We start from the raw sequence: 13,258 nt of genomic DNA on the forward strand, positions 1-13,258 counted from the left end.
AGCGGCGTCATCCGGAGGCTTATCTAATACGAGCGGGTCAGGAAACTGGCCCGCTTTTTTTATTCAGTGCCAAATCATGAGCGCAATCAAGCTCACCACCACCAAACCGCATAACGCGCTGGTCAGCAGAAACTGGCGGCGCACGCGTTCACAACGGCGAATAAATTCTTCATCATGATGATCGCGATAGCGCTGAGCGTAGATATACCATACCAGGCGCACCTGTTTGTTGGGCTGACCATGCGTGGTAAAGAAGCCGCCGCCATCGACATATTGATAGAGCAAAGGATCGCAACCACGAAGTACCACTAACAGTGCGCGTAGCGATGAGAAATAGCGCGCCATATTAACAATGCAAACGACACATAAAGCCCAGAATAGTGAGACGGTGCTTATCATATCTCCTCCCCGGCGACCCGCCCACGGAGTTCCTCTCCGGGACTACCGCTCCCCGATACCCTGCCAGACAATCAGTGAAAGAGTACTACGAAAGCCGTCCATATTAGCGCTCCGCATTCGAACGGCTCTTATACACATTGTAGGAGATCAGTTAATTTTTTTACCAGAAGGTTAATCACTATCAATGCAATTCCCTAGAAATTTTGTTTAACTAACTGGCAAGCAAGGCAGATTGACGGATTATCCTGGTCGCTATAATGTAAGGATAGTTATGGTAAACGGCTGAGCTAGCCCCGCGCATAGAGTTCGCAGGACGCGGGTGACGCGGCGGCATAAGAAACGCCAGTAGCTCAATGGTCATCGACAACTTATGGAAGGAGTAACACTATGGCTTATAAACACATTCTTATCGCAGTTGATCTCTCCCCGGAAAGTAAAGTTCTGGTTGAAAAAGCGGTCTCTATGGCGCGCCCCTACAACGCGAAAATCTCCCTCATCCACGTTGACGTGAATTATTCAGACCTGTACACCGGTCTGATTGACGTCAATCTGGGCGATATGCAGAAACGTATCTCCGAAGAAACCCACCACGCGCTGACCGAGCTGTCTACCAACGCTGGCTACCCTATCACTGAAACCCTGAGCGGTAGCGGCGATTTGGGCCAGGTGCTGGTTGACGCCATCAAGAAATACGATATGGATCTGGTCGTTTGCGGTCATCACCAGGACTTCTGGAGCAAACTGATGTCTTCTGCGCGCCAGCTGATCAACACCGTTCACGTTGACATGCTGATTGTGCCGCTGCGCGACGAAGAAGAGTAATACTTGCCGTGCCGGCTGGCGGCTAAGACCGCATCTGGTCTATAGTCAATCAGGTTGGCCTGAACCATCAGGCAAATTCCGGCTATCAACAACAACGCCCGCTTATGTGGGCGTTTTGTTTATCCCCCCTTCTTCGCAGTACTCAGTACATCATTCCATCACACCAAACATAATTAGTGTGATCCACTAATTAGTTTGCGTATCATTTGTATAATAACCTATTGATCAGGCTAATAACCGCAGTCTATATCAGGGTAAGTCTTTTCGGCGCGTTTTGATATACGCGCTCATACGTTTCGGGATGGCATTAAAAGGCGAAGGAATATGAATACAACTGCACCTACGGGCTTGCTGCAGCAACCTCGTCCATTTTTCATGATCTTTTTTGTAGAATTATGGGAACGATTTGGCTATTACGGCGTCCAGGGTATCCTGGCGGTCTTTTTCGTTAAACAATTGGGTTTTTCTCAGGAACAGGCCTTTATTACCTTTGGCGCTTTTGCGGCGCTGGTTTATGGCCTGATCTCCATCGGCGGCTATGTTGGCGACCATCTGTTAGGGACTAAACGCACCCTGGTCCTGGGCGCGATTGTGCTGGCGATTGGCTATTTTATGACCGGCATGTCGTTATTAAATCCCGATCTGATTTTTATCGCACTGGGTACGATTGCCGTGGGCAACGGGTTATTTAAAGCCAATCCCGCCAGCCTGCTCTCTAAATGCTATCAGCCTAAAGATCCCCGGCTGGATGGCGCTTTCACCCTGTTTTATATGTCGATTAACATCGGTTCTTTGTTATCGCTATCGCTGGCGCCGGTGATTGCCGATAAATTTGGCTATGCGGTGACCTATAATCTGTGCGGCGCTGGTTTAATTGTTGCGCTTCTGGTGTACTTCGCCTGCCGTGGCATGGTGAAAAATATCGGTTCTGAACCGGATCATAAACCGCTACGTTTTCGCAATTTGCTGCTGGTACTACTCGGCACCGTCGTCATGATTTTCCTCTGCGCCTGGCTGATGCACAACGTTAAGATTGCCAATCTGGTGCTCATCGTCCTTTCTATCGTCGTCACTATTTTCTTCTTTCGCGAAGCGTTTCGTCTGGATAAAACCGGCCGCAATAAAATGTTCGTGGCGTTTATTCTGATGATTGAAGCCGTGCTGTTTTACATTCTGTATGCGCAGATGCCTACCTCGCTGAACTTCTTTGCGATTAATAACGTGCATCATGAAATTCTTGGATTCGCCATTAACCCGGTGAGTTTTCAGGCGCTGAACCCATTCTGGGTGGTCGTCGCCAGTCCGGTACTGGCAGCGGTTTACACCCGACTGGGTAGCAAAGGCAAAGATCTGACTATGCCGATGAAGTTTACGCTCGGTATGTTCCTCTGCGCGCTGGGTTTTCTGACCGCCGCCGCCGCCGGGATGTGGTTTGCCGATGCGCAAGGATTGACGTCGCCGTGGTTTATCGTGCTGGTGTATCTGTTCCAGAGTCTGGGCGAGCTGCTGATTAGCGCGCTGGGGCTGGCAATGGTCGCCGCTCTGGTGCCGCAGCATCTGATGGGTTTTATTCTGGGAATGTGGTTCCTGACCCAGGCCGCCGCCTTCCTGCTCGGCGGTTATGTGGCGACCTTCACTGCCGTACCGGAAAACATCACCGATCCGTTGCAAACGCTGCCAATTTATACCGGCGTCTTTAGCAAAATTGGTCTGGTAACGCTGGCGGTCACCGTGGTGATGGCCATTATGGTGCCGTGGTTAAACCGAATGATTAATACGCCAGGTACCGAACAGTAATACTCAGTGCCGGATGCGGCTTACGCCTTATCCGGCCTACAAATAATTGAGAATCGTAGGCCCGATAAGCGTAGCGCCATCGGGCAATCCGTTACTCCGTCAGAGGGGTTCCGGCATAAATATCAAACCGATGCCCTTTGGTGACGATGGCGTTGGGCGTCGCGACATCCGCCAGCGGCGGCGCATAATCGGGACGTTTAACCACCACGCGTTTGGTCGCTAGCTGACGCGCCGGTTCCAGCAGTCCGTCGGCGTCGAGATCCGGCCCCACCAACGACTGAAACACCCGCATCTCTTTCTTCACCAGCGCGCTTTTCTGCCGGTGAGGAAACATCGGATCGAGGTAGACCACCTGCGGGCGCGGCGTGATATCGGTCAACGCCGTCAGGCTGGAAGCATGAATCAGCTGCAAACGCTCCTGAAGCCAGCCGCCAATGTCCGCATCGGCGTAGCCGCGCGTCAGGCCGTCGTCGAGCAACGCGGCGACCACCGGATTACGCTCCAGCATCCGCACGCGGCAACCGACGGATGCCAGCACAAACGCATCGCGCCCCAGTCCGGCCGTGGCATCAACCACATCCGGCAGATAATCGCCTTTGATACCGACGGCTTTCGCCACCGCTTCGCCGCGCCCGCCGCCGAACTTACGCCGGTGCGCCATCGCGCCGCCGACAAAATCGACGAAAATGCCGCCGAGCTTCGGTTCGTCGCGCTTGCGCAGCTCCAGATGTTGCGGCGTCAATACCAGCGCCATCGGGTTGTCTTCGTCATGCTCCAGTCCCCAGCGGGCAGCCAGAACAGATAAGGCGCCGTCTGTGGCGCCCGTTTCATCCATTAAGCAGATTTGCACGTAAAATCAGCCTTTAATCCCGTAATGCTCCAGCATCGCGTCCAGCTGTGGTTCACGGCCACGGAAGCGTTTAAAGAGTTCCATCGGCTCTTCAGAACCACCGCGAGTCAGGATGTTATCAAGGAACGACTGACCGGTCTCACGGTTGAAAATGCCTTCCTCCTCAAAGCGGGAATAAGCGTCCGCCGCCAGTACGTCGGCCCACAGATAGCTGTAGTAGCCTGCCGCATAGCCGCCAGCAAAGATATGGCTGAACGCATGTGGAAAGCGACCCCATGTCGGTGACGGCACCACGGCGACCTGTTTTTTAATTTCAAAGAGCGTCTCAAGAATTTTCGCTCCTTGCTGCGGATTAAATTCCGCATGCAGACGGAAATCAAACAGACCGAACTCCAGTTGACGCAGAATAAACAGCGCCGCCTGATAGTTTTTCGCCGCCAGCATTTTATCCAGCAGTTCCTTCGGCAACGGCTCGCCGGTTTCATAGTGGCCGGAGATAAACGCCAGCGCTTCCGGCTCCCAGCACCAGTTTTCCATAAACTGGCTTGGCAGTTCGACCGCGTCCCACGGCACGCCGCTGATACCGGAGACCCCGGCGGTCTCAATGCGGGTCAGCATATGATGCAGGCCATGACCAAACTCGTGGAACAGGGTGATCACTTCGTCATGGGTAAACAGAGCGGGTTTACCGTTCACCGGACGGTTGAAATTACAGGTCAGATAAGCGACCGGCTTTTGCAATGTGCCGTCCGCTTTACGCATCTGGCCGACACAGTCGTCCATCCACGCCCCGCCGCGTTTGTGTTCGCGCGCGTACAGGTCAAGGTAGAAGCTGCCGCGCAGCTCGTTATTTTCGTCATACAGTTCAAAGAAACGCACTTCCGGGTGCCAGACATCAACGTCAGTACGCTCTTTGGCGGTGATGCCGTAAATACGTTTCACCACTTCAAACAGGCCATTCACGGCTTTGTTTTCCGGGAAGTACGGACGTAGCTGCTCATCGCTGATGCTGTACAGGTGCTGTTTTTGCTTTTCACTGTAGTACGCGATATCCCACGGTTGCAGCTCCTCAACGCCAAATTCGGCTTTGGCGAAGGCACGCAGCTGGGCCAGCTCTTTTTCCCCCTGCGGACGGGCGCGTTTCGCCAAATCGGTCAGGAAGTCGAGCACCTGCTGCGGATTTTCCGCCATTTTGGTGGCCAGAGATTCATGGGCATAATTTTCGAAGCCCAGCAGTTGCGCCAGTTCATGGCGCAGCGCAAGAATTTCTTCCATCACCGGGCTGTTATCCCACTTACCGGCGTTCGGCCCCTGGTCGGAGGCGCGAGTGGAATAGGCGCGATACATCTCTTCACGCAACGCCTGGTTGTCGCAGTAGGTCATGACCGGCAGATAGCTCGGGATATCCAGGGTCAGCAGGTAACCTTCCTGCTCTTTGGCTTCCGCCTGGGCCTTTGCTGCCGCCAGAGCGCTTTCCGGCATTCCCGCCAGCTCGGCTTCGTCGGTGATGAGCTTCGTCCAGCCCATGGTGGCATCGAGCACATTATTGCTGTACTGGTTGCCCAGCTCAGACAGGCGAGTGGCGATTTCGCCGTAACGCTGCTGTTTCTCTTTCGGCAGACCGATGCCGGACAGTTCAAAATCACGTAGCGCGTTATCAACCGCTTTCTTCTGCGCGGTATTCAGCGTGGCGTAATGATCGCCGTCGCGCAGGTCGCGGTACGCGTTGTACAGTCCTTCATGCTGGCCAACCCAGGTGCTGTATTCCGACAGCAGCGGCAGCGTCTGTTCGTAGGCTTCACGCAGCTCCGGACTATTTTTCACCGAGTTTAAGTGGCTAATTGGCGAGAAAATACGCCCCAGAACATCGTCGGCTTCCGCCAACGGCTGGCAGAGGTTTTCCCAGCTATACGGCGCGCCATGCGCCACAACGCCTTCTACCGCCGCCCGGCAATCGGCCAACGCTTTGGTGACCGCAGGCACCACATGCTCCGGTTTAATTGCAGAAAAAGGCGGCAGTGAAAAAGACGTTAGTAATGGATTGGTCATATGCGCAGTCCTGTAGAAGAAGGTGAGTGGAGCGCGCTTTTGGCGCTCTCGCGATGAGATCTAGAATGGGGGATAGTAAGGGGAATTTCAATGATGGACAGCGTACAGACGTGGGTATCGCTGCAATAAGCCGCCCCTTTAACATCATCCCGGCTTACGTTTTATAAGCCGGGTGACAACGTCAGCGCGTTTTTCTCGCCATCTCGTAAGCAGCGGACAGATCCAGACGCTGCCAGAACTGTTGATCCTCGGTCTCGCCCGACAACGGATATCCTGCCGGTAACGCCGTCTCTTCCATTAACGCCTGACGCTGCGCTGGCGACAGGTTCGGCAGCGCTGTCTGTAGCAGAACATCGGCGCCTTTTGGTATTTTCAACGGCTGATGCTCGCCTTTCTGTTGCGGCAGGTTATAAGTCATGGTGAAGCGGTAGAAGGTATGCATGGCCGGATCGCGGTACGGATCGTCTTTTCCGGTCGATGCCGCGCATTCGACAATCGTCGTACCGCACTCTTTCACCAGCGCCTCACGCAGTTGAGCGCGAGCTTCGTTGAATAACGTACGGTAATACGGATCGTTAAGATAATGCGCGACATTACGCTGCGCGACCATCCGCGCGCCCATCACATCCAGCGGATAGTGTACGCCAAGGACCAGGCGAGAATAGCCATAACGCGCGCCACGAATCACCAGCGCATCAAAGCGTTCCGGGATCATTTCCGCCATCAACAGCGCATCCGTATAACCAGTATTCGTGTGTCCGCTGGGAAAAGCACCGCCACCTGCGGTATAAGGATGACCATCTTTTACCACCACATCATCCGGCGTCAAATGGATAGTATTACCCGGCACCTGGTAAGGACGCGGGTAATGAAAATATTTTTTCGCCGCGCCGGTGCTGACTTCCGAGGCTTTAATCAACGCTGCCGCTTTGCCCAACTCACCTTTATCATAAGCGGCGAGAAATGCCCGCCCCAGCCGCGGCCCCATTGCGTCGCTCAGGAAATAGAGATACTCCACGCTTTCCGCATCCGCCAGCGCCTGGTGACGGGTATTAACATCGGCATCGTGATTAATCGCCGTCACCGTCGCCAGATTGTCTTTCAATACTGCTTCCGGCAATGTATTGAAGGCGGAAAGTAGGGTAATTCCCATCTGTTGATTCTCAGTAGTATGAAAATCATAACCGCTAGCCTGTAACCAGGCATTATCCGCCTGGATGGAATTCTGTCGCATCTGAGCCAGGGCGTCGCGAGTCAACGCGGCGGTATCGCCTTGTAATGCCTTACGCAACTGTGTCAGCCATTGAGCCTCAAGGTCATTAAAGGCGACGCTCGCCGAGTCGGGCGTCACGCTTTTCGCTATCGACTCCGCCTGGGACAGGGGAATATCTTTCGCCAGTGCCGGCATCGCCAGCGCCAGAGATGACGCCAGTACAGTAATGTGTAGTTTCATTATGGTTCCTTTCATTAAAAATAACGCCAGGTCAAAACTACTACCTTGCCCACAGGCGATGCTGGCCTGCGCAGTTGACGGTTTGATGATACGAACACGTCTTGCAATACTTTCACAACGCGCGAAACAACATGGCGGTACTGGGGTAATCTCTACGGATCTGCGGTAAACTATCGGCTAACTTGTTTACTTCCCGGAATATCTGCATCCATGCTCAGTTATCGTCACAGCTTTCACGCTGGCAACCACGCCGACGTCCTTAAACATACCGTTCAGAGCCTGATCATCGAGTCGCTAAAAGAGAAAGAAAAACCGTTTCTCTATCTGGACACGCACGCGGGCGCGGGGCGTTATCAGTTGGGCAGCGAACATGCTGAACGTACCGGAGAGTATCTGGAAGGCATCGCCCGTATCTGGCAGCAGGACGATCTGCCCGCCGAACTGGAACCGTATATTAGCGTCGTAAAACATTTCAACCGCAGCGGGCAGTTACGCTACTACCCGGGCTCCCCGTTAATCGCCCGCCAGTTGCTGCGTGAGCAGGACAGTCTGCAACTCACGGAATTGCATCCCAGCGACTTCCCACTGTTGCGCGCGGAGTTTCAAAAAGACAACCGCGCCCGCGTGGAACGCGCTGACGGCTATCAGCAACTGAAAGCCAAATTGCCGCCGGTTTCCCGCCGCGGTCTTATTCTCATTGACCCGCCTTATGAAATGAAAACCGACTACCAGGCGGTAGTCAGCGGCATCAGCGAGGGTTATAAACGTTTCGCCACCGGGACATACGCGCTATGGTATCCGGTGGTGCTCCGCCAGCAAATTAAGCGCATGATTCATGATCTGGAGGCCACCGGCATCCGTAAAATCCTGCAAATTGAGCTGGCGATCCGCCCGGACAGCGATCAGCGCGGGATGACGGCGTCCGGTATGATCGTGGTTAACCCGCCGTGGAAACTGGAGCAGCAGATGAACAACGTGCTACCGTGGCTGCACAGCAGGTTGGCGCCAAACGGTCACGGACACACTTCGGTAAGCTGGATCGTGCCGGAGTAATCACAGCCATCGGTGGAACCTTTCACCTTCAGGTATACAATCGCGAATATTTTGGCGGGTAGCGCAGAATCTATCCGTCCGACAACGAACATAAAGGAGCGGTCATGACCAAACACTATGATTACATCGCTATCGGCGGCGGCAGCGGCGGTATCGCCTCGATTAACCGCGCCGCTATGTACGGCCAGAAATGCGCGCTCATCGAAGCCAAAGAGCTGGGCGGTACCTGTGTTAACGTGGGCTGCGTGCCGAAGAAAGTGATGTGGCATGCCGCGCAGATTCGTGAAGCGATTCATCTGTATGGCCCGGACTACGGTTTTGACACCACGATTAATCAGTTCGACTGGAGCAAGCTGATTGCCAGCCGTACCGCGTATATTGACCGCATCCATACTTCATACGACAACGTGCTGGGCAAAAATAACGTGGATGTGATTAAAGGCTTTGCCCGCTTTGTCGATGCCAAAACCATTGAAGTGAACGGCGAAACCATCACCGCCGACCATATTTTGATCGCTACCGGCGGCCGTCCGAGCCATCCGAGCATTCCAGGCGTGGAATACGGCATTGATTCCGACGGTTTCTTTGCGCTGTCTGCCTTGCCGGAGCGCGTCGCGGTGGTAGGCGCAGGTTATATCGCTGTTGAACTGGCTGGCGTTATCAACGCGCTAGGGGCGAAAACGCATCTGTTTGTCCGTAAACATGCGCCGCTGCGCAGTTTTGACCCGATGATTAGCGAAACGCTGGTTGAGGTGATGAACGCCGAAGGCCCGCAACTGCATACTCACGCCGTGCCGAAAGCGGTGGTAAAAAACGCCGACGGCAGTCTGACTCTGGAACTGGAAGATGGCCGCAGTGAAACCGTTGATTGCCTGATCTGGGCCATTGGTCGCGAACCGTCGACCGACAATATTAATCTGGCGGCAGCGGGCGTGAAAACCAATGAAAAAGGTTACATCATTGTCGATAAATTCCAGAATACCAACGTTGAAGGCATTTACGCCGTTGGCGACAATACTGGCGCGGTAGAACTAACGCCAGTCGCCGTCGCCGCCGGTCGCCGTCTCTCCGAGCGCCTGTTTAACAACAAGCCGGACGAGCATCTGGACTACAGCAACATCCCGACCGTGGTCTTTAGCCATCCGCCTATCGGCACCGTCGGGTTAAGCGAGCCGCAGGCGCGCGAGCAGTACGGCGACGAGCAGGTGAAAGTCTATAAATCATCGTTTACCGCTATGTATACCGCGGTGACGACGCACCGCCAGCCGTGCCGTATGAAGCTGGTCTGCGTCGGGCCGGAAGAAAAAATTGTGGGTATCCACGGTATCGGCTTCGGCATGGATGAAATGTTGCAGGGCTTCGCGGTAGCGCTGAAGATGGGCGCTACCAAGAAAGACTTCGATAATACCGTCGCCATTCACCCGACCGCATCGGAAGAGTTTGTGACCATGCGTTAATATCTTGTGCGCCCATCTTCAAGGGTGGGCGCACAAGCCTGCATGATTAATACGTACTGAAATAACTCTGGATCAGTTCCGGATTACGCGTCTGAGTTAATGCCGTCATCAGCAAGACTCGCGCCTTCGCCGGGTTGAGCGAGTCAGACACCAGCCCTGGCTGCCCTTTATCCAACGGTACTACGCCGTTTCCGGTGCGGGAAGCGCGCACCACGATAATCCCGGCCTTCTCCGCTTTTTTAATCCCCGCGTCGCTGCGTACCGAGACTGAACCTGCGCCGGTTCCGGCATAAATAATACCGTCCGCGTGATGGGCGATCGCCGCATCATACATATATTCCGGGTCGTCCTGATAGCCGTAAATAATCACCACATTGGGTAATTTTTTGATATTACGTACGTCAAAAACAGATCGCAGGGTATGAATTTTTTCCACCCGCGTTTCGAACTGTGGCTGACCATTAACGATGACCCCCAGATAGCCCTCTTCCGGCGCTTTAAAGGTATCCAGAGTCGTGGCATTGGTTTTCGTTACAAAGCGCGCCGAACCAATACGATCGTTTAAAACCACCATTACGCCGCGTCCCTTCGCATTCGGGTCAGCAGCCACCGTGACCGCTTCCAGCAGGTTCATTGCGCCATCGGCGCTGATTGCCGACGCGGGCCGCATTGCAGCGGTAAACACCACCGGTTTGTCGCTTTTCACGGTCAAATTAAGAAAGTAGGCGGTTTCATCGAGCGTGTCAGTGCCATGAGTAATGACCACACCGTCAACATCGTCCCGCGCCAATAACGCATTCACCTTCTGTGAAAGTTTCAGGATAATATCGCTGGTCATATTTTCGCTACCAATATTCGCCACCTGCTCGCCGTCAACGCGAGCGATATTATTCATTTCCGGCACGGCATTTATTAATGTTTGCACGCCAAGCTCACCGGATTTATATCCGGCGGTTTGCGTATTATTGGCTGCCGTCCCGGCGATAGTACCGCCTGTCGCGAGAATAACAATATGCGGTAGTGACGTTGTGCTAAATACACAGTGGCTGATGAGCAGCAACACGGTGGCCATGAAAACTCTAATTTTCATTTTCTTCCTCTGAATTAAAAATAATAAGTGGCGTGTGCTATAAAAACATGAATAACAATCAGGCCAGAACCATTTTTCCTATTAACAGCCCGACAATGACCGAGACAATCACGTTAACTAATCCCGGACGCATAAAACTATGGTTAAGCACATATTTGCCGATACGCGTCGTACCGGTGTCGTCAAACGCCAGCGCCGCCAGACACTGTCCCGCCACCGGAATAAAGAAATAGCCGTTAACGGCAGGCCAGGAACCGATTAATGCATAAGCGGGCAACCCTAACGCCAGCCCCAGCGGCAACAGAATTAACGTCGTTGCCGCCTGGCTGCTGACCATAGCGGACACGAAAAACATCATAATGGCGATAAGCCAGGTATGCTGTTGCAATAGAGTTTGCACTTCTGCCTTAATCAACGCGATATGACCATTCACGAACGTCTCACTCATCCAGGCCAGGCCGAAGGCGCAGACAATCGCCAGCGCGCCCGCCCGAAATACCGTACCGCTGATAATCTGATCGACCTGCGGCCGACATAACAACACAATCAGGCAGGCAAAAGAGAGCATCGTAATCTGGATAGCGGCGGACATCGAAAGCGGTTGTAGCCCTTTCGCTGTCTCCACCATGGGCCGCAGCGCCGGAATCAGTCCTAACAGAACGATAACGATCGCGCTGGTCAGAAATAACGCCACCGACAATTTGGCGCGCGAAGTGACTACCGTATTTTTACTTTCTTTCTGCGCAGGTTTAATTAACCCTTCAGCAAGCCGACGTTGATATTCCGGATCGTCTTTTAACTCTTTTCCTTTATTAAAGGTCGCTATTGCCCCCATCGCTACACCGATTAACGTAGCAGGCACGCAAATCATCATAATGGTTGAAATAGAGACGCCCAACGGCGCCATTAAACCAATCATCGCCGCCATGGCGGCAGATATAGGGCTGGCGGTGATCGCCTGTTGCGATGCGATAACGGAAATAGATAAAGGACGTTCCGGTCGAATACCAGAATCCCGTGCGACTTCAGAAATAACCGGTAACAAGCTATAAACGACATGCCCCGTTCCTGACATAAAAGTGAAGATATAACAGATAAACGGCGCTAATAACGTAATGTAACGAGGGTGGCGACGCAGAATTTTTTCCGCCAGTTTGACCAGTAAATCCAGCCCGCCGGAGGCCTGTAAAGAAGCGGCCGCCAGGACAACAGAAAGAATAATCAGAATAACATCAATCGGTGGCGTAGAAGGCGTCAGGCCAAAAATAAAAACCATCACGCCGACGCCTAACCCGCCGACCATCCCTAAAAATACGCCGCCGATCCTGGCGCCTATCATCAGGGCCACAAGGATAAAACATAATTCCGTCCAAAACATACTTCCTCCTGGGTTATCTGGAGTGAGTGTCGCTTTACATTGAGGGACGTAACCTATTGTGCAAACGGTTTACCAAAACCAAATGCGCCGTAATGAGATAACACCTGCGCCGCCGATTTCCCGCCCTGCCGCATGGCGCGTAGCACGCTTTCTTTATCGGGTTCCGCCATACCCGATTGCAAAATGGAAAGCAAAAAACCGGTTAAGAAGGCGTCGCCTGCGCCCAGCGTATCGACAGGTTCGATATAAGCAGGTTGCCACTCCAGATAATCCGCGCCGGAAAAATAATAAACTTTTTCATGCCCGCAGGTGGCAATAATATGCCGACAGCCATAACGATAAAGTTTATTGAGTTTTATTTTGATTTCATCTGGCGATAACCCGCTACAGGAGACAAATCCATAATCTACCCACGGGCATACCTTTTCAAAATAGTCGTCTGTACCGCGCCCGGAAAAATCAAAAGAGAGTAAGACGGTTTGTTGTTTAATTTTCTCCAGTTCCGATTCCAGGTGGCCGTTAATACTGGAATGGACTAAGGTAAATTGTGATATATAGCGAAGATCATCGTCAGACAGGCTAAAAGGATGTTCCCGCAATACGCCGTTTTTGTTGCTGGCGACAAATTGCCGATCGCCATGCGTGAGACGGATACAGGCATACCCATTTTCGCCGGTATAATGGCGGCTGTGAGAGATGTCTATCTGTAGCTGGTGTAATACATCCTGTACGTGCTGCGCGGCGTCGTCATTGCCAAACGCCCCCATAAACGCGCTGGGGATGTCTGCTAATTTTGCATAGACAGCAAAATTTAATGCATTACCGCCGGGGTACATAATGCCGGAATGCAGGTATTTATCGACAACGTTGTCGCCAATACCCAATACGCTGATGCTCATCATTATTCCTT

General features: G+C 53.1%; 11 protein-coding genes. 4 read left to right on the forward strand and 7 right to left on the reverse strand.

Features of this window, described 5'->3' with window-relative positions; translation table 11 throughout:
- Positions 1-63: 63 nt before the first annotated feature.
- On the reverse strand, positions 64-399 hold the full coding sequence (gene uspB / locus J4613_RS14930) for a universal stress protein UspB (protein WP_000626193.1): 336 nt from the start codon (positions 397-399) through the stop codon (positions 64-66).
- 387 nt (positions 400-786) lie between these two features.
- Here uspB and uspA point away from each other — a divergent pair, with 387 nt between their 5' ends.
- Positions 787-1,221: a universal stress protein UspA gene (uspA, locus tag J4613_RS14935; RefSeq protein WP_000323565.1), complete on the forward strand. Its 435-nt coding sequence runs from the start codon at positions 787-789 to the stop codon at positions 1,219-1,221.
- A gap of 324 nt (positions 1,222-1,545) precedes the next feature.
- Complete coding sequence (dtpB, locus tag J4613_RS14940; protein ID WP_001098280.1) at positions 1,546-3,018, forward strand: dipeptide/tripeptide permease DtpB; 1,473 nt, start codon at positions 1,546-1,548, stop codon at positions 3,016-3,018.
- A 91-nt stretch (positions 3,019-3,109) separates the two neighbouring features.
- On the opposite strand, the gene rsmJ is transcribed toward dtpB, so the two are convergent.
- The 3 genes from rsmJ to J4613_RS14955 form a co-directional block, all read right to left on the reverse strand.
- On the reverse strand, positions 3,110-3,868 hold the full coding sequence (gene rsmJ / locus J4613_RS14945) for a 16S rRNA (guanine(1516)-N(2))-methyltransferase RsmJ (RefSeq protein WP_001165127.1): 759 nt from the start codon (positions 3,866-3,868) through the stop codon (positions 3,110-3,112).
- Positions 3,869-3,874: 6 nt separating this feature from the next.
- Positions 3,875-5,917, reverse strand: a complete 2,043-nt coding sequence (gene prlC, locus J4613_RS14950) for an oligopeptidase A (protein WP_000184178.1) — start codon at positions 5,915-5,917, stop codon at positions 3,875-3,877.
- Between the two features lie 181 nt (positions 5,918-6,098).
- The gene (locus J4613_RS14955; RefSeq protein ID WP_000766151.1) at positions 6,099-7,370 is read right to left on the reverse strand and encodes a phosphatase PAP2 family protein; all 1,272 of its coding nucleotides are present in this window, start codon (positions 7,368-7,370) and stop codon (positions 6,099-6,101) included.
- A gap of 210 nt (positions 7,371-7,580) precedes the next feature.
- Between J4613_RS14955 and J4613_RS14960 the strand changes: the two genes are divergently transcribed.
- Together J4613_RS14960 and gorA are read left to right on the forward strand one after the other, a co-directional pair.
- Positions 7,581-8,423, forward strand: a complete 843-nt coding sequence (locus tag J4613_RS14960) for a 23S rRNA (adenine(2030)-N(6))-methyltransferase RlmJ (RefSeq protein WP_000954233.1) — start codon at positions 7,581-7,583, stop codon at positions 8,421-8,423.
- A 104-nt stretch (positions 8,424-8,527) separates the two neighbouring features.
- The gene (gorA, locus tag J4613_RS14965; protein ID WP_000160778.1) at positions 8,528-9,880 is read left to right on the forward strand and encodes a glutathione-disulfide reductase; all 1,353 of its coding nucleotides are present in this window, start codon (positions 8,528-8,530) and stop codon (positions 9,878-9,880) included.
- A gap of 46 nt (positions 9,881-9,926) precedes the next feature.
- On the opposite strand, the gene fraE is transcribed toward gorA, so the two are convergent.
- From fraE to fraD, 3 genes are read right to left on the reverse strand one after another with little or no spacing between them, the layout of a single operon-like run.
- Positions 9,927-10,970 carry a fructose-asparagine asparaginase gene (fraE, locus tag J4613_RS14970; protein ID WP_000702755.1) on the reverse strand — a complete coding sequence of 348 codons (1,044 nt, stop codon included), beginning with the start codon at positions 10,968-10,970 and terminating at the stop codon, positions 9,927-9,929.
- A gap of 58 nt (positions 10,971-11,028) precedes the next feature.
- A complete protein-coding gene (locus tag J4613_RS14975) occupies positions 11,029-12,348 on the reverse strand; it encodes an anaerobic C4-dicarboxylate transporter family protein (RefSeq protein ID WP_000498935.1) in 1,320 nt (439 codons plus the stop codon).
- A gap of 53 nt (positions 12,349-12,401) precedes the next feature.
- Positions 12,402-13,247 carry a fructose-aspartate kinase gene (gene fraD / locus J4613_RS14980; RefSeq protein ID WP_000028435.1) on the reverse strand — a complete coding sequence of 282 codons (846 nt, stop codon included), beginning with the start codon at positions 13,245-13,247 and terminating at the stop codon, positions 12,402-12,404.
- Between the last annotated feature and the right edge of the window lie 11 nt (positions 13,248-13,258).

The sequence above is a fragment of the Salmonella sp. 32020114201800008SM genome (assembly GCF_017572025.1).
GTDB classification, from domain to species: domain Bacteria; phylum Pseudomonadota; class Gammaproteobacteria; order Enterobacterales; family Enterobacteriaceae; genus Salmonella; species Salmonella enterica.